The sequence below is a fragment of the Amycolatopsis sp. NPDC058278 genome, from assembly GCF_042881395.1.
Lineage (GTDB): Bacteria > Actinomycetota > Actinomycetes > Mycobacteriales > Pseudonocardiaceae > Amycolatopsis.
Genome location: NZ_JBHVXZ010000104.1, coordinates 1 through 17593, shown reverse-complemented (window position 1 = coordinate 17593; position 17593 = coordinate 1). Strand labels below are relative to the sequence as shown.

At 65.5% G+C, this 17593-nt stretch carries 13 protein-coding genes and 2 pseudogenes; 6 read left to right on the top strand and 9 right to left on the bottom strand.

The window, feature by feature from the left end:
* Positions 1-6: 6 nt before the first annotated feature.
* From ACFVYA_RS37685 to ACFVYA_RS37670, 4 genes are all read right to left on the bottom strand, one after another.
* Entirely contained in the window at positions 7-1722 is a 1716-nt protein-coding gene (locus tag ACFVYA_RS37685; RefSeq protein ID WP_387051918.1) for a hypothetical protein, read from the bottom strand.
* Positions 1723-2159: 437 nt separating this feature from the next.
* A complete protein-coding gene (locus ACFVYA_RS37680; protein ID WP_387051917.1) occupies positions 2160-2498 on the bottom strand; it encodes a trypco2 family protein in 339 nt (112 codons plus the stop codon).
* Between the two features lie 792 nt (positions 2499-3290).
* Positions 3291-4049: a hypothetical protein gene (locus tag ACFVYA_RS37675; protein ID WP_387051915.1), complete on the bottom strand. Its 759-nt coding sequence runs from the start codon at positions 4047-4049 to the stop codon at positions 3291-3293.
* A 244-nt stretch (positions 4050-4293) separates the two neighbouring features.
* Positions 4294-4899: a hypothetical protein gene (locus tag ACFVYA_RS37670; protein WP_387051913.1), complete on the bottom strand. Its 606-nt coding sequence runs from the start codon at positions 4897-4899 to the stop codon at positions 4294-4296.
* Between the two features lie 454 nt (positions 4900-5353).
* Between ACFVYA_RS37670 and ACFVYA_RS37665 the strand changes: the two genes are divergently transcribed.
* The 3 genes from ACFVYA_RS37665 (at position 5354) to ACFVYA_RS37655 (ending at position 10559) form a co-directional block, all read left to right on the top strand.
* Entirely contained in the window at positions 5354-6091 is a 738-nt protein-coding gene (locus tag ACFVYA_RS37665; RefSeq protein ID WP_387051912.1) for a hypothetical protein, read from the top strand.
* 1620 nt (positions 6092-7711) lie between these two features.
* Positions 7712-8041 (top strand): hypothetical protein, encoded by a 330-nt coding sequence (locus tag ACFVYA_RS37660; protein ID WP_387051911.1) that lies wholly within the window; start codon positions 7712-7714, stop codon positions 8039-8041.
* On the top strand, positions 8034-10559 hold the full coding sequence (locus tag ACFVYA_RS37655; protein WP_387051910.1) for a caspase domain-containing protein: 2526 nt from the start codon (positions 8034-8036) through the stop codon (positions 10557-10559). Before ACFVYA_RS37660 ends, ACFVYA_RS37655 begins: the two co-directional genes overlap by 8 nt.
* 345 nt (positions 10560-10904) lie before the next feature.
* Here ACFVYA_RS37655 and ACFVYA_RS37650 read toward each other — a convergent pair whose 3' ends face one another.
* The 4 genes and pseudogenes from ACFVYA_RS37650 to ACFVYA_RS37635 all read right to left on the bottom strand — a co-directional run.
* Positions 10905-11801 (bottom strand): macro domain-containing protein, encoded by an 897-nt coding sequence (locus ACFVYA_RS37650; RefSeq protein WP_387051908.1) that lies wholly within the window; start codon positions 11799-11801, stop codon positions 10905-10907.
* A complete protein-coding gene (locus tag ACFVYA_RS37645; protein WP_387051907.1) occupies positions 11798-12442 on the bottom strand; it encodes a hypothetical protein in 645 nt (214 codons plus the stop codon). Before ACFVYA_RS37645 ends, ACFVYA_RS37650 begins: the two co-directional genes overlap by 4 nt.
* Before the next feature lie 1213 nt (positions 12443-13655).
* Positions 13656-13928 (bottom strand): hypothetical protein, encoded by a 273-nt coding sequence (locus ACFVYA_RS37640; RefSeq protein ID WP_387051935.1) that lies wholly within the window; start codon positions 13926-13928, stop codon positions 13656-13658.
* A 35-nt stretch (positions 13929-13963) separates the two neighbouring features.
* A pseudogene (locus tag ACFVYA_RS37635) lies at positions 13964-14536 on the bottom strand (radical SAM protein); the annotation flags it as partial.
* Positions 14537-14707: 171 nt separating this feature from the next.
* Here ACFVYA_RS37635 and ACFVYA_RS37630 point away from each other — a divergent pair.
* The 3 genes and pseudogenes from ACFVYA_RS37630 to ACFVYA_RS37620 all read left to right on the top strand — a co-directional run bounded on the left by ACFVYA_RS37630 (position 14708) and on the right by ACFVYA_RS37620 (position 16697).
* Positions 14708-14947, top strand: a complete 240-nt coding sequence (locus ACFVYA_RS37630) for a hypothetical protein (RefSeq protein ID WP_387051905.1) — start codon at positions 14708-14710, stop codon at positions 14945-14947.
* Complete coding sequence (locus ACFVYA_RS37625) at positions 14944-15183, top strand: hypothetical protein (protein WP_387051904.1); 240 nt, start codon at positions 14944-14946, stop codon at positions 15181-15183. Before ACFVYA_RS37630 ends, ACFVYA_RS37625 begins: the two co-directional genes overlap by 4 nt.
* 315 nt (positions 15184-15498) lie before the next feature.
* A pseudogene (locus ACFVYA_RS37620) lies at positions 15499-16697 on the top strand (IS701 family transposase).
* 92 nt (positions 16698-16789) lie between these two features.
* Here ACFVYA_RS37620 and ACFVYA_RS37615 read toward each other — a convergent pair.
* The gene (locus tag ACFVYA_RS37615) at positions 16790-17398 is read right to left on the bottom strand and encodes a GDSL-type esterase/lipase family protein (RefSeq protein ID WP_387051902.1); all 609 of its coding nucleotides are present in this window, start codon (positions 17396-17398) and stop codon (positions 16790-16792) included.
* Positions 17399-17593 lie beyond the last annotated feature (195 nt).

The following is a 17593-nucleotide window of genomic DNA, read 5'->3' as shown; positions in this document are numbered from 1 at the left end:
GGGATTTTACCTCGTTCTTAGATGCGGGAGCTGCGGACGCAGCGAGTCGATCAGGTTCGCCAGTTCTTGGTCGTTGGGCTGGGCGGTAGCCTCGACCACGGCGCGGAGGTGGTCAGGCAGCGCCGCGATCGCTCCGGCCACGCCGGACTTCAGCGCCGCCCGGGTCAGCACCGCCCAGTAGAAGGGAAGTTCCGCAGCACTGGGCGGCAGGTCCAGTACAGAGTGCCCGCAACGGACGAACGCAGCGGCTACGACGGCCGCGTGCCGGTCGCTCACCCGGCTGGCCGCATCCAGGTCCCACTCCCAGGACGAGCCGGACCAGGTCAGTAGCGACCACAACACCGCTCCGGCCGATCCGACCTGATGCTCGCCCCACGGCTGCACCTCACCGGGCGGCCGGTTTCGTCGCACCAGTTCGAGCAGCATCGCCTCGGTCAGTGCGCGGTCCATCAGCGCCATCGGCACTGCCGCCGGGTCCATCGGACGCACCACCTCGGCGGCGGTCAGCCAGAGATCCACGTCCTCGACGCACTCGGCGGCCACTGTGAGCGATGCCCAATGGTGCGGTGCGGCACGCAGGCGCGCGTGCGCTTCGAGCCTCGCCGGGTGCCGACCCGGATCCACGATGCGCAAGGCCCGAAGCAGGTCAACCTCGTCGGCCAGGGAAAGATCACCGTCATTAAGAATGGCGACGAACGCCTCGGGATCGTCACCACGGCCAGCTGCAGCCTCATCAAGGGCCGCCCAGCGTAGGCCGCGTCCGCCCAGAAAGCCGGTAATCTCAAGCGGTTCCACGTGGTCGCCAGGCCGAATCAACAAGGTAGCGGGGCGCGATGCGGTCAGCGGGGCCGAGCTGGCCACCTCAGCTGCCGCGCGCACCGCGTCCAGTGCCGTGCCCGCGATGACGTGAACGACCACGGCCGCGCCCTGGATCGTCTGCCGCAAGTTCCCGATGCTCCGCCAGATCGTCTGTCTGGTCTGCGGAGCAAGTCCAGCCTCAACGGCGAAGACGGGCATGACGAAACCGACGGACGCCCCGGCGCCTCTCCGCGTCCAATCTTCGGGCCCCAGCAACCGGCGAGTAACCGCCGCCGGCTCGCGCAAATAGTCGACTTCGAGGTCAGCGAGCTCGAACCAGCGCCGACCCGACTGACGCCGCTCCTGCGATCCCTCTTCCGGAGACTCCTCCGGCACTTCGTCCGACACGGCCGCCTCGACGGCGTTCAGTGCCGACACGAGCGGTCCGCGCCGATCATCCGCGTCCCGAACATCACCCAGCACTATGGCAAAAGGCATCCGGGTAACGCCGATCAGGGCGTCGAGCCGGTATCGCTCGGAATAGCGAAACTCAGGCGGCCCGAGATGCGGCTGCCAATTCCCGGTCACCACTTGCAGATCGTGCCGTTCCTCCGCCGCTGGCCGCTCCCAGCGTCTGACCGCCTTCGCCTCGGAGACATCGCCGAAAACATGGTGCAACTTGACATCGACTTCGAATTCCTTCAGCGCCTCGCGGAATTCAGGATTGGCTAGCAGAGCGCTGGCCCGCGTCGCCTCAATCCGACCGGTCTCGTAATGTGCCGGATCGGTTACGACGACCCCGACCAGACGGTTGCCTTGGCGCGTGAACAGTGCACTACCTGACCCGCCAGCCCACGGCGACAGCGGTTCTTCTCCTTGTTTCTCGGGTTTACGTTCCAGCGGCTGGACGCCGACGAGTTGCATTGCGTATCGCCCAACCTCGTGCCCCGTTGGCGGTGACACCTGCCAATGGGAATGCTCTGCGCGCCGGTCGACACCGGTTTTCCCACGGCCCGTCCAGGGGTAGCCAAAAGAGTGGCACCTGACGAAGTCCAAGCCGTCCAGCCGGGCCCATGTGGCCTGGTCGACCAGCCCTTCCCCCGTTGCGGACGGTGCCAGAACCAACGCAACGTCCAAGCCGTCGTCACTCCAGAGCACGCGCCCCTTTGTGGCTCCATCGTGTTCGTACCGGGTCACACTGCAGGTGCCGAAACGGCGCCCCGCGACGTGCGCTGCGGTCAACACCAGGTCGCAGGTTAGGAGGTATCCGGACCCGATCATCGGTCCACGGACGAGTACGAGTCTGCGGAGCTGCGGAAGGTACTCCTCCTCGACGAGGACCAGTTCATCCGACATTGGCGCTACTGGCGATCGCCGATCTTAGTCTCGGCACCCGGAGGCAGCGTGGCATCGTGGGGTGCGAGCACAAGTTTCAAGTGGTGCTTGGCCGAGTCCTCGCCCTCAAGGCCGCCACCAACGGTCAGTACCTTCCACAGGCTGAGATTCCCATTGGCCTTACGGGTCGCCTTGACCGCGAGATCCAGCTCTAGCTCGATCGACAGCACCTTGAACTGGAATCGCTCGTTCTCGCCCTCTTCGGCAGCTTCCCGCAGCTCCGAGCGCAGCAACGCGATCGCAGTGGACAGCGACACGCCCTCCTTGTTCATGATCACTAATCCGTCATCGGCTGGCTCCGCCATGTGCTACACCTCCAGGTTCCCAAGACCGCCTCGCGGCCTGTTAACAAGAACAGTCGCAGGCAAGTCGAGGAAGTTACAGATTGACACACAACGAAACAATGACATTCCAGTTGGCAGCGAACTGAAACGTTGCTGACACGTCGCCAATTACTGCCTGGACCAGCGCCGCCAAAGGTCACTCCACTACACACAGAAAACGCTGGCGCCTTCGATACCAACTACCCCGATTAACGAAGTAGGTGGTTCATATCTACCCCGCCACGACGCGTCAACATCCGCAAATCATGTTCGGCCCGTCCGCTGGCCCGTGCGACCGGCAAGAGTCACAATAGGCCCAACTCGGTCGCCCTTGGAGAGCACTAGACGGTCTTGACGTCCGCTGCATCCACGCAGGCTTGGCCTCGGCCGACATCGCAAGGTTACGACGGCCACCTATTAGCTCGAGCGCGGAGAGGAACTCACCCGCCAACAGCGCCAGCACGATGCCGGTACCGACAGCGGCGGGGCCGCAGTGGTCCCGACCGCGGTCCCGTGCTCGCCAGCGCGCCGACGTACATTCGCTCCATGGTGCGGCTAACCTCCGCCGGTGTCGCATCCGGGTTGCGCTGGCGCGCCCGGCAATGTCCTTGCGGACCAGTGGTACCTGCGCGCCGATGGCCTTGTCCAGCGGGTCGAGGATCGGTTGACCCCCTCCACTCGACGCCGAGATCGGTCCTTCGAGGCGCCATCCACGCGGTCGAATGGCATCGGCGAATTGCCCGGTGAACCAGGTCGGCCCCGATCGGGCAGCCGTCAATGCGGGTTGGCAGCTGCCACGGTCTTCAGCGCGCTGGCGGTGTCGCGCAGGAAGTCTTCGATGACGTGGATCACGAGATCGCATTGCGCGCCGACGGCGATCATGTCGCGGTGACGCCGGCCGCGGTCACCACGGCCTGTCGGGTCCACAAGGTCCAGCTCGTGGCTTATCTCGTTACGCGCGGCGAAGAAGCCTTTGAGACCCTGCAGTTGCGGATCCGAGAGGTTCTGCGCGGTTAGTCCCAATGCGTCACGGACTGATTTGAGGTCCTCCCAGGACTGCAAGCTCGAACCCGCCAAGTCTGCGACATAGAGCTCGATCAGTCGAGTGCGTGGGTCTGGATCGGTGATGGCGATCTTCGTTGCCTTCGTCAGCTCCCCCTTGAGCCTGTTCTCGTGCAGGTAGCCGGTGAACTTCCCATGCGGGGATCCGCCAGCCCGGATGAGGGTCGGTAATGCATCCCGCAACAGACGCCGAAGGCAGGCATCGAGCCCTGCCGAGGTGAACACGATTGAGGCACGTACTTGATCGAGTTGGTCTTCGGTCAGCCGACGAGGGTTACCTTCTTGTGCTGCTCTCTCCCGAAGAACATGCAGTGTGTCGAACAGGCCAGTGATCGCTTTGTGCGTGGCTGTCAGGCGGGCCCAGCTCGGCGTTACCTCAGGCGGGCAGCCGTGGGGCTTTCGGCCGAGTTTGGTTAGCTCGACCTTGGCGAGTTTGGGCTTTCGGGGTGCTGTGGCATCGCCAGTGGTCATCGGACTACTGCCCAGGAGTGATCGTTCACGGGCGCCGCACCGGTTGAGAACCAGTGCCGGTTTCGGCTCTGCGAAGTGTCGCCCTGCGGTTCGCCGGTCCGCGACTCTGGATCTCGGACATGTCATTGACCTGGTCCATGTATGAGTAGTCGCGGTTCCGCCCGATAGTGCTACGTGGCTGGCCGATCAGACGCAGCGAACTCGCTCGCCACCCTGACTGTCGATAGGTCTGCAGTAGGGTGCGTCAGATGGCGCCTCCGAGATCACGCGCCGGAGCTATCCGGTCCCGATTGATCACCTCGGCGGCATCATCGAGGTAGGTCAATGCCAGGACGGCATGCTCGGCGAGCACGCGAGCAGTCTTGCGGGCCAGGGACAGGTCGCGCGACAAGCCTCGCGCCGTGATCATCGCGGATGTTGCGACCTCGACCGTGACTGTCCCCCCACCGCGGAGGTGGTTGCGGAGGTCCTGGTGGATCCGCAGGCTCGTGTACTGCGTCGGGCCGGGTCGTCGGTACTGGCTCGAGCGTTTGCGCAGGTTATCCGACTCCCCCACGTAGACGCGAGGGCGGCCACCCTCACCCGGAGCGCGCGACAATGTGAGCCGGTAAATGCCAGGCGACCGGGGAAGGTCTGGGAACAGGAGATCGCCGGCTGTGTCGAGAACTACGGGTGCGGGTACGTGCCAGGTCATGCGCACCCGAACCTCCAGGTCCACGGGTTCGGGCCCCGCGACCAGCGGGGCTTCGTCCGGCTCCGAGCCCGTCCGTCCGCCGCGCGCGAGGTAGGTAACGCCAGCAGTACCTCGGGCGAAGCGGACCAGTTGCCGAGCGAAGTACACCTGCTGCACGTGCCAGCCGGCCGCTCGCCCAGGACTGGGCCTGCGTGTGACTGTTGTTGGCCCACCATTGGCGCCGCTCGTACGCCGAGGCCGGCAGACCGTTGACCAGATCCGCGATCTCAGCGAAGGAAAGCTCAGCAGCAGCCTGGTCAGCAGACGCGAGCGCGGCGAGATGCCGCTCGAGGGGTTCGTATTTGCCCGCCATGCCGCGTCTCCTCACGGTGGATCCCGGTGACCGTCCCACGCGACGACGTGTCTTGCCATCATGACGCTGTAACGCCGGGTGACCAACTCCGGCAGGGCTGCCCGCAGGCTGTTGACCGCGCACGCGTCCATCCCGGCCCAGCGTCACCCCGCCGCTGGTCCGTTCCGGTGTGAACCGACCGATCGACGCGAGTGACGCCGGGCTCGGGACCGGCGTGGCAAGTTGAGGATCGCGGCTACCTACCGTATGAACGCGACCATGCCCCGCGCCGACCGCGTAAGTCTCAGCCAGGAAGGTCTGGCGATTCCGCCGGTCGACCACCTGTCAAACCGGAGCGTCACCAACATTCTGCTCGACCGAGCTTTTTCAGGAGTCCCGGCAGGCATACCTCCGGATCGCATACTGGTCGGTCTCTTCGTAAACTTTGCACGGCTTACCGACAAGGCCCTGCGAGAGTACGACGCCGCCCGTACGGAACTACTGGCATACGTCGCGCCCGGCACCTCGCTGCAGACGAGCCGCTACCTGCGGGCGATCGATCACATGGAGAACTGCATCAGCGCCCTGCATCGAACGGTGCTCAACGCTCGAGCACTTCGCGAGAACAAGATCGGCCGAGCGGGACCGCGCCTGACTGAGCGACAGGAGCGACGACTGGCGTACTCACGCAACGCGATAGAACACGCCGACGAGAAGCTGACTGGGACGTCGAAGATCAAGAACTTCGGGCGAACGGACCCCTTCTCGCTACGGCTTGCGAACACGTCGACGGTCATTGGCGACAATGTTCTGACCTACCAAGAGATAGTGTCTGCAATGAGCAAATGCCACAACAACATCGAGATCATCCGCGGAGTGCCAACTGGAGAACCGGGGCCGTCCTTCCCCAACGCGACGCTCCGCACCAACCCAGGCACACCGGCCAATTCGAACACCACGCTGCGCGCCTCCACTTACCTCAAAGAGCTCAGCCGTCTGACTGTCACCCATTCGTAAGTTCATGGATGGCAGAGCCGGCCCCGCCAAGCGAACGCGACAGACCATAGGCCGTCGTGTGGTGCTAGCGGCCGAGGGCATCCAGGCGGCTGCGACCGCGGCAGCTTCAGGTCCTCGGCTGGGGTGTCGGAGGCCTGCATGCACCGCCATCGCGGGCAACACGCCACCGCGTAGAGATGCTGATAGCCGAACCCACGGTGAGTCGCCTCGATGCGTACTAGCTGCGCAGAGTCGAGCACTGGACTTGTCTGGGCATCCTCTGGCAAATTCGACATAGCGACTGTTTTGGCTCCAGGATTCGAAGATCGCGCTCATCAGCCGCCGACGGCCGCGACCCCAGTACGCAGACGCCTCATCGGCGTGCCGCTACACCTCGGCGCACCGTCCGTCATGACACTCTCCTGAGCACGACCGCGAACGCATGACTTGGGAGCTGGACCGATGATCCGCGAACCGCGAGAGGTGTGGCAGGCCGAGCTGGAAGCAACGGCTGGCTACGAACGACGCCACGAGCTCGACGAACGTTGGTTTCGCTCGAAAGACCCAGCGGACTTCGAAGCTTTCAAGCACTGGATGAAGTCGGTGACGTGGCCGGCCGAACTTGCGCTATGGCAGAAGGTGAACGACTGGTACGCGTCTCAGCTACAGGCCATGAGCGCACGACGACGCGCGTCCCTTCCCCAGGTGGCCGTGCGTTGCCGCGATAACGGCTGCCTACTCAGCCGGGTATACTGTTTCGCACTTCAAGATGGCGGCAGCCGGATATATTTTGTCGGCAGGACATCGAGCGGCAAACCTAAACATGGCGTATGCAACTGGCCGTTTGCCGACAGTTTTGACGGACTCACCCGATGGTGGCAGGTCGGATGCAAACACGGCCATACCCGACTCGACTCGGCCGATCTAGTAGAGCTTGCGGTTCCTCCGACTCTGTCGTCGTCAGAATTTCTCGACAAGCTGCCAGAACAGGTTCGCAGGGGCTCACGGAGAACTCAGATCCAGAGAGCGGAACCATCCCCGACGAGCACGGCCTCGCGTGGCGCGCGAAAATCTACCTGCCGCCACATGAACGATGGATCCCCCGCGCTGGCCCGCAGTGCTAAAGTTGAACGCAAGCACCCGCACCGCATCGGTGTGAGTTGGGCACGTCCCACGCACGCGGTCGCCTGGAGATGGGTACCAGGAATGACCCGAAAGGGTGAATTCCTCATGTCCAAGCCCACACGAGGGTGCCCGTCGTGCGCCGCAAGCACTACTCACGTGACACTCGACCGAAAGAACCTGCGTCGCCTCGCCAAGATGGAAGCTACGGCTGACTTCCTCGCTGCTGAACGCGCTGACCACGAGACCCGCCTGCGCTCCCTCGAGCGGTTCCGCTGGCTGGCTTCAGGAGCTTCTGGACTAATCACCGCCGCAGGCTACGACGTGATTGCCCACCTCATCGGCAGGTAGCACGTCATCGCGCCACGCACGCGAACTGGTGCGACGTGGCCAGGCCAACGCCTGGCCGCGTCGCACCACGAATACAGACGGCCATAGCCGCGAAAGGTTCCGGGCCGCCGTTACGAACCGGCCTCCCCGTGCGACTGGGGGAGGTAAGCGACTTCGAGCGGAGGCCGAGTGGAACTCACGATCAGCGCCGAGGGCGATGAACAGGTACTTGAGCAGTTCTACCACTGGCTCAGACAGGACGTCGATGTCGTGCGGACGGTGAAGATCAGCACGACCGCGACATCGGACACCGGGCACATGGGCGCGGTCGAGGTCGTGTGCATGTCGATCGGCACGCTGACCGGGCTCGCCAACCTCGGCGTCGCGTGGGCGAGCTTCCTCCGGTCGAGGAAGGCTGCGCCGCCGATACAGTTCATCTTCAACATGCCGCTCACCGAAGACGAAAACGCCATGGTGAAGTGCTTGAACCTGCCCGTGGCGCCGGGTGACGATGACTGATGCCGCCGGACCGCGGGCCGGGCTGCCGGATCCTCGCGCTTCACGGGCCGTCCTCGTCGGGGTGTCCGACTACACGAGCCTCGAAGCGCTGCCCGCGGTCCGGAACAACATCGAGACGCTGCACCGGGTGTTCACCGACCCTGACCTGTGGGGACTGCCTGACGAACACTGCGTCACGTTGCTCAACCCCGGCTCCGTCGACGACGTGCTGGAGGCCGTGCACGCGGCCGCGTCCGAAGCATCCGACGCCCTGGTGTTCTACTTCGCCGGGCACGGTCTGCTCGATGATCGCTCGGATCTCTACCTCGCCCTGCCGGGCGCGGCGAACGACCGGCTCTACCGCTCGGTCCGCTACGACGACATCCGGCGCGAGATCGTCGGCACCGCACGGGCTTGTTACGGCAAAGTGGCGATCCTCGACTGCTGCTACAGCGGTCGCGCGCTGCAAGGCGGCATGGGCGGTTCAGCCGAGCTGGCCGACCACGCCCGGGTGGACGGGACCTACCTCATGACCGCATCGGCCGAGACGAGCGTGGCGCTGGCACCTCCCGACGAGCCCTACACCGCGTTCACCGGGGCGCTGGTGGACAAGCTGGACCACGGCCTGCCGGAAGGCCCGGACCTGCTCGACATGGAGACGCTGTTCTACCACGTGCGCGTGGACATGCAGGCCCGGCACTTCCCCGTGCCCCAGCAGCGCACCCGCAATGACGGCATGGCGATCGCGCTGGTCCGTAACCGGCACCGCCTCGGTGTTCGTCCGGCACGGGAGCCGGTGAGTGATCCGGCCCGCGAACTGCCCCAACCGCCAGCTGGCATGGAAGCTTTGCTCCTGCGCCGGCCTGCGGACATGTACCTCGAAGTGCAGGCCATGCGGGCGCACGGGCAGGAACAGCTCGGTGAACAGCTCTTGGCCGCGTCGGCCGCGCTGCGGGCAGACCAGGAAGTCGCGGCCATCGCCGCGCTGCTCCGGCGACACGGGAACGCCGAGGACATCCGCGTCGTGCTCGCGGGCGCGGCCCGGCGGGCACCGGCGGAAGTGCTGCGGATCGCCGATGCGCTGTATGATATGGACATTCCCGACGTGGCGATCCAGCTCGTTCGAACCGTCGGGACCTGCCGCGCGCCGGATGCCGCGGACCTGGCTCGCCTGCTCCAGGTCGACGGTCGGGACGACGAACTCGTCGAACTCCTGAACGCCGCGTTCGGCGCCACGCAGGCGGGCAGCGGGCTGAGCGATCTGATCAATGCCTTGTGGCTCGTGGGACTGCGCGAAGAAGTGGACCGGTTGATCCTCCGCGCCGCGAGCGACTTGCCCGGCGCGGATATCGTCGCTCTAGCCGACGAACTGCGCGAAGTCGGCCGGGAGGAAGTCGCGTTCGGGCTCTACGCGGCGGCGGCCGGCATCGTGGCCACCTGGCCTCCCTTGGCCGTGGCTCAGTTGTGTAAGGCGATGACCGAAGCCGGTCACGTCGCGGAGAGCGCCGAGGTCGCGCAGGGCTTCGTCCGGCGCGCGCATGATGTCAGTTCGCTGCTGGACGTCGCGGACGTCTTCTGGGAGACGGAGCAGGAAGCGCACGCCGACCTGGTGGTGGCCCGGGCGGCCGAGCTGTTGCCGATCCCCGAGGTGATCGCGTTCGCCGTCGGGGCGCGGCTGCGCAACCACGAAATGGCGGCTTACCGGATCTGCTCGCTGGCCGCCGCATCCCGGCTCGCCCGATCGGTCCTGGAGATCGTCGCCTTGCTGCGTGAAGAAGGACGTCCGGTCGACGCAAAGAAGGTGCTCCGGGAGAGCGCGGGCCGTCGGATGGTGCTGGGACTGCTCGAGTTGCTCGTCGGAAGCGACGAGGCGGACCGCGGCCTTATTCTCGAGGTGACGGTCGATCGGGGAGTGGAAATCTGCGCCGCGCTTATGGCCGCACTGCAGCACGCACACCCGCACTTGGCACGCCGGTTCGCCTACCTGATCACGAAAACCATCGCGGTGCACCCCGAGCTGACCGTGATCATCGTCGACGCCCTCGACCCGGCCACGAAGCAGCGCATGTTCGCGAGCCTCGCCGAGGGCGTCGGTCCCCGCCAGCTGGCCGACTTGCTCCGCGACCTGCCACCGGACGAAGCGAAGACTCTCATGTTCCTGGCGGTCCAGGCGGGGACGCCGGCACTCGGCGAGGTCCTCACGGCGCTTGCTTCGGACGGCAGCTCGTTGCCGGCCCCTCTGGCGGGACAGCCGGTGAACCGGCTGCCCGCGCTGGTTCGCGGGCTGCGCCCCAGGTTCCCGGCGCATGCCGATGCTGTGCTTGCCGACGTGGCGGCCGCCGGCCGAGGTGAGGTCGCGATCGCGCACGACATCGCGTACCTCTTCGGCACGGGCGAAGCGGACGTCGGGCGGGCGGTGCTTCACGCGGCGCTGACCGGCCGCTCGAACGACGAGCTCAAGCTGATCGTCGCCGCGCTCCGGGACCGGAACCAGCCCGATTCGCTGGCCGAGGCCGCGGAATGGGTCAAGACGACCTAGGCGTGGATTGACGCCGACGGCGTCCTCCGCCAACTGGGACTGCGCAAGTTCACCGGCCGCAAGAGCCGGCTGCCGCGCCGGACCGAATGACCGAGCGAGCCTGGCCGATCTCAAGATCGCCAGGCCTCACCGCGGACTACCGTGGCGTCCTCGCGCGCGTACCCCGCCAGGGCGCGTAGCTGGGAGTTCGAGCCGAAGATCGAGGCCATGTCGGCGAGCAGCTTCGTAAACTTCCCGAGCGAGTGGTGGCACTGGTCCTACGGTGACCGGTATTGGGCGTTGGTGACGGAGACGGCGCACGCGTCTTAAGGACCGGCCACCCTCACCGCGTACCGCTGAGGCGGCTCAGACGGTCGAAAGGAGAGCTGCCAGCTCGGGCATGTCGATCATTCCGATGTCTTTCGGATGAACGACGACGGTGAGGTGCCGTGTGACGGCCTGGGTGCGGGTGCGGGCGACGAACGAGAGCATTATGAGCCGAATCAGGGAACCTCGGTCGAGCGCATCGACCTTGGCGAGCTGCGAGCCGATCACAGCGATCGACACGGGTTCTCGATGGGCGTGGCGGTGGACGGCGTCCCAGAGAGCGGTGAGGCTGGACCATATGTCGTCGACGGTGGCCTTGGCGAGGAGTTCATCGTCCATCGTGGCGTAGGCCAGGCAAAACGCAAGGTGGTTGCCCGCAGGCAGGACGGCGATGGTGCCGATGGGATAGCGCTGGGTCTTGCCCAGGTACTTGGTGGGCGTGGGCCGGGACGGAACCTGCTCCAGGGTCCTGGCCAGGGCGCGGTCGAGAATGCCGGTGTCGGGGTAGTAGCGGCACTGGAACTGGGCCTGAAGGCTGGTGGGGTGGATGATCCGATGGTCGGTGACGTTGGTGTCGAACGTGTCGGTGTAGCCGATGACCACGTGGGTGTCCTGGTCGAGGACATCGCCGACCGTGACGGTGATGGTGACGTCGGGATGACGGAGCCGGCGGGTGAGCGTGCGTCGTGGCCATGCGTGGATGAGACCGAAAGCGAGGGGGAGCAGGCCAAGTAGCGCGGCCATGACGATAGGGGGATAGGTGGCGTGTGGGGCGAGGATGTTGTAGACCTGCAACGTTCCGCCGACGACGCCGAAGACGGTCAGTGCATCCCGGGCCACCGTGGTCAGACCGCGGCGGGTGCCCAGCGCGGCCCGGAAGCCGTGCAGGAGCCGTCGTGCAGTTGCCCGGTCATGGTGTTCCCCTGGAGCAGTCACGCCGTCGTCCCGGCCGCCGGGGGCCACAGTGTTTCGGCGCTGAGGTCGTAAGCCGCTCGGCACATGTCGTAATGCTTCGAATAGAGCGTGGGGTTCTCGGACTGGTTGACGTAGAAAATGGGCCGATCACGACCGGTGGCCGACGTCATCAGCGCGAACAGCATGTCGCCCGTGAGGTGGGTGCCGTCGGGGTCCACGAACCAGAACGTGTCGGCCAGCAACGGAATCTTCTTGATCCGGAGCTGGTTGCGCACCCGCGCGTATGCGTCCTCGTTGAGGTGCGAGCGCGCGAAGGTATCGAGGTAGTGCGGCGAGGAAACATTTCGAAGACTCGCGTCGAGGCCCAGGAACTCGGTGCGGCCACTTCCGAAGGTCGCGCGGTCGTACGTGTAAAGGATCTTCTCGTCCCAGAGGTCGGCGACGAGGATTCTGACCCGACGCTCCGGCCTTTCGGCGAGGGCGTCCAGCAGGGCGGCGAAGTTCTCCGTGTTGTTCTTCAGGTTTAGCAGGAAGTTGAAGTTGATGCCGACTAGCAGCAATTCCCTGTCGAACTCGCCGAACAAGGCGGGCATCTGGAAGTTCGTTGACCCGCCGATGTTGTCGTTGTAGGCGATCGTTCCCGAGAACCGGTCGGGCAGCATCCGCCTGCTGTCGACCCTGGACTTGATCGCTTTGTTCCAGTTCGCCGTAGCTACGGTGGAATCGTTCTTTTACCCGCATGGAAGCGATTTCGTCCAGGTCGATGAGACGGCACACCTTGTCGACCAACCGGCGGACGTGATCGCTGCTCCGCAGCGAAACTGCCTGGAACTCCGCTAGCGGCGGGCAGATGGTCTTCAGCTCTCGTGGCGTGAGATCAAACAACAACGGAAATACCTTGCCCTTGCGGAGCGAGGGATTGAGGCAGCCGCTCTCGTAGATCACCCATGGGCTGCGTGCCGTCCGCTGGGACAGGAAGACAAATCCGAGATCGGCGCGGTTCAGTGCTTCGTAGAAGCTCGACAGGGCGGCGTCGCCGGGCTCGATTTCGCGCGAAAAGAAGAAATTTATCTCCCCCTCGAACAGGGTGAACAGCCAACTTCTCGTCAGATCGGCGAGGGGCTCGATCCGGGAGTCCGAGGTCGACCAGCTGAGAAAGGCGTTGGCACGAGACACATACGCTCCCGGTGTTGCGGTACACACGACCTGTCGCCCGGGCAATCGTGTTGGCGGTCGTGAATGTTCTGCAGACAGCGGCACTTCACCCGCTTGGCCCAAGGTCGGCGGCGGCCTACCAGACTGCCGTGCGTTGGCCTCGCGCCGGTTGACAGAAGGTGGTTTGGTCTGAGCACCACGCGCCACGTGCGACCCACCCTCTCTCCCCTGAGCGCTCTCTCACTTGGCGGTGCAAGCTCAATCGTAGCGATGACCTTAGCCCGGGATGCATGGTTCGTCAGGCTGTGTATCCGCACAGCTGAACGAGACGGTCTACTGTTCACGTCAGCTTCGAGGATTGCCTGATGCGAGCCTCGGCACCTACGTCCTCACCGTCACCTACGGCGTAGTCGCCACCATCCTGCTGCATCTCGCGACAACCATGCACGTGCGCTGGACCTGGCTCATCTCCACGTCCCCGTGCTGTCGCCGCTACCGCATCCGGTGTCGCCGCCAGCCGCAGGCCTCACGATGCACCAGTCGTCGAAACAGCATCCCCGCATGTCAGTCGGAGCATGTATCCGCGGGCATGGACGTCTCATTCAGATGGCACGTCGACCGAGGGCAGCTAGGCACGTTCAGCTGGTCAGTCAGCTGTCCACGGTTCGCGGCGCCGAAGTCGGGCACGCGCTGCCCCACCTCAGACGGCTGATCGAATGGTTAGCGCTCTAACCACGGAGCGAGCAGTTTCTCGAGATCAGCGTCGGACAGTGCCCGCGGCCCGCCATGGAACTCGTGCCACCGCGATGCGTCCCGGGCTGCGGTGTACTCGATCTCGAACGCCCGCATCAGCACGTACATGAACGTCACCGAGCTGAACCGCTCACCCAACAGGGACCGGGCCTCACGAGCCACCTCGGTCGCGCCACGACCGACCACATCCGCGAGCCGAAGCTCCTCCACAGCCGGATCCAACAGGCTGGGCGCATACATCACGACACACACTCCATCATCGAAATGAACAAAACTCAGCCTTCAGCGGCCAGCTGACCACAGGCCGCGGCGATGTCTTGGCCCCGGGTGTCCCGGACTGTGCACGCGACACCGCCGGCGTTAACCAGGCGCACGAACTCCCGCTCCACCGGCTTCGGCGACGCATCCCACTTGCTGCCCGGCGTCGGGTTCAGCGGGATCACGTTGACATGGACCAGCTGGCCCAGGTGCCGACGCAGTCGCTTGGCCAGCAGCTCCGCACGCCAAGGCTGGTCGTTGATGTCCCGGATCAGCGCGTACTCGATCGAGACCCGGCGTCCCGAGGTGTCGGCGTAGTACCGAGCGGCGGAGAGGACCTCGTCGACCGACCAGCGATTGTTCACCGGCACCAGCGTGTCCCTTAGCTCATCGTCCGGCGTGTGCAGGGACACCGCGAGTCGGACCTGCAGGTTCTCGTCGGCCAGCTTCCGGATCGCCGGCGCCAATCCGACCGTCGACACCGTCACCGACCGCTGAGAGATGCCAAGACCGGCAGGAGCCGGATCCACGATTCGATATATCGCCGATATAACGCGACGAAAATTGGCGAGAGGTTCGCCCATCCCTACCCTTTTACAAAGCACAGCGACCGACGTCTATGCAGGTCAGAACGTTGCTGCGTGTGCCTGTGTTCCTCCTCACCCTGCAGCGCGCCGGCCTTGGTCGAGGTCGACCACACCTGAAGCGGCGGCGCGGGGACCGGGCCCGCTTCCCGGGGTGTCGGCGAGCCCACTCACCGAATGCGGCTCGTCGACACCGACCATGTGCTGGCCCAGCCGCCGTCGCCGGCGCAGACCGGTGCCCCGCTGCCGTTGGACCAAGTCGACCGCCCGTTCGACCTGGCGAAGTTCAACGCCGATCCGTGCAGCCCGCCCACGAAGGACCAGATCGCCGACGCGGTGGCCGATCCTCCCGACGGGGGTGCAGCCGTTCGGGAACCACCGCGCCCCTATTCGGCTGCTCGTCGATCGAATCGATGAGCGCGAACGCGACCGTCTCCAAACCGGCCAGGAAGATACGCCCACTCACCGCGCCGTCGGCCTCACCAGCACGGACCGCCGATGAACTGCTCGATGTCGGTCGGGCCACCGAGCAGCAGATGCTCACCTTCCAGATCATCGGAGAGGATCTGCCCAAGAACTACTGGGCTGACGACCGTTGCGGCAACGTAGCGAAGATGGCCGAAGCCGTGATCAGCAACCTTCGCCAGCCCTGACCCAACGATCGCCGGTCTCAGAGGCCCACACAATCCGCCCGCCGCGGTGCTTACACCACACTTGAACGTCCTCTTCTGCCGAGATGCGTGCGCTGTTGGTTAGTACTCCAGCCGCAGATCGTGATCTTGCTGGTGGGGTCGGTGCGGAGACGGGTGCGCCATCGCTGATCATCGGTGTGTGAAGACAGAAGACCCTGCGGTGGCCGCAGGTCACAGCGTAGTGCCTGCCCGCTGGCAGGCAATGTTCGAGGACCTGATGGGCCGGATCGCGGCCGCTTCGCGCGGGTCGAACCCCGGCGTCGGACACGACAGTTGATGCTGGGGCTGCTGGCAGACCTGCCGCGCAAGAACTGCTGGACGATCGCCGAGTACATCGGGGACGCCACGCCGGACGGGCTGCAGCACCTGCTCGGGCGAGCGAAGTGGGACGCCGACCTGGTCCGTGACGACCTGCGCGAGTTCGTGTTGGAGAACCTGGCCGACGACCAGGGGCCGTACTCGTGGTCGACGAGACCGGTGATCTGAAGAAGGGCACCCACACGGTGGGAGTGCAGCGCCAGTACACCGGCACCGCGGGCAGGATCGAGAATGCCCAGGTCGCTGTCTACCTCACCTACACCTCCCGGCACGGCCACGCCGGCATCGACCGCGCCCTCTACCTGCCCAAGTCCTGGACCGGCGACCAGGAACGCTGCGAGCTTGCAGCTGTCCCGCAAGATGTGGGATTCGCGACCAAGCCACAACTAGCCTGGCAGATGATCGAACGCGCCCTGGACGCCGGAGCCCCGGCCGCGTGGGCGGCCGGCGACGAGATCTACGGCGACAACCCGAAACTTCGCGCCGCGCTGGAGGCGCGCGAACTGGGCTACGTGCTCGCGGTCTCCCGCACCCACCACATCCCTACCCCCGCCGGACCCCAACGGGCCGACCACCTCGCCAAGCGCATCCCGCGCCGGGCCTGGCAGAAGCTCTCGGCCGGACACGGCGCGAAGGGACATCGCTACTACGACTGGGCACTGATCGCCATCACCGCAGGCGATCCGACCGGCCATCAGCACCTGATGGTCCGCCGCAACCGCACCACCGGCGAGCTGGCCTGCTACCGCTGCTACTCGCTCCGCCCGCTCCCCCTGTCCGCACTGGTCAAGGTTGCGGGAAGCCGATGGACAGTGGAGGAGACATTCCAGAGTTCAAAGACACTGGCGGGACTGGACGAGCACCAAGTACGCCGCTGGGGCTCCTGGCACCGCTGGGTCACCCTGGCCCTGATCGCGCACGCCTTCCTCGCCGTCACCGCTGCCCTCGAATGCCGCGACCAAGCCCCGGCCGACGACGGGACCAGCTCTGACGGGCTGATCCCGCTCACCTGCAACGAGATCCAGCGCCTGTTCACCGCTCTCGTCGCCCGGCCCACCCGCGACACCGCCCACCGAATGCGCTGGTCCGCCTGGCGCCGACGCCACCAAGCCCGCGCCCGCCACAGCCACTACCGACGCCGAGCAGCCCGTGGGTGACCAGTTCTGATTCCCTGCCCGCGGCCAGTTGATGGGGAGCCATCTGGCCGCGAATGCGACGAAGGGTGACGGTGGGCAACGGCTGCCGCCAGTCAGGGGCGCGGGTCGCTGATCCATTCGTGCCATTGGTCCACGCGTATGAGGTCCGCCAGCCTCTCGTAGCCGCCACTTCCAGGGTGCGCGCCGTCGTCGGCCATGGCTTCCCGAATCCAGACGGAGTCGACGGCCAGGTCCTGGGTCGTGCCGATGAACGGGACGTCACGTGATCGACAGAGCGCGGCCATCTCGCCGGCGAGTTTTGAAGTCCGCCGCAGATGCTCCGCACCTGCGCCGATGACCGGTGGCGGGCCCACCACCAGCGCTGCGATCGCCCGACGCCAACATTCATCGAGGATCGAGGCCAGATTGTCCAGGCAGCGATCCGGAGCGACACGGACCCTGCCGCCCTCTTCGACGGCGTCGTTGCTGCCGAAGGAGATGACCAGCCGATTGTCGGCATCGGGCAGGGTCCGGGGCAGGACCTCCTGCCAGCAGCGGCGCATGACGTCCTCGGAGGTGTTGCGCCTGATGCCGAGGTTGAAGGCCGTGATGTCGTCACGGGTAGCCGCGAGCACCCGGCCGACCCATCCCCGGTACTCCGGGTCGCCGATCCCCTGGACGAAGGAGTCGCCGATGAAACACATGCGTATGTCCCTGCTCATCCGGCCAACCATACGGAGACCGGCCGTACCTGGGAGTTCTCAGTGGCCGCTGCCACAACCCTTCAACCATGAAGATTACGATCTGCGGCTGGAGTATTAGTACTCCAGCCGCACTTCGTGATTGATGGCGTGTCTTCGCTGGTAGTGGGCTTGTCGGGCGCGGTGTTGGTGGCGTCGGCGCCAGTGTGACCAGGC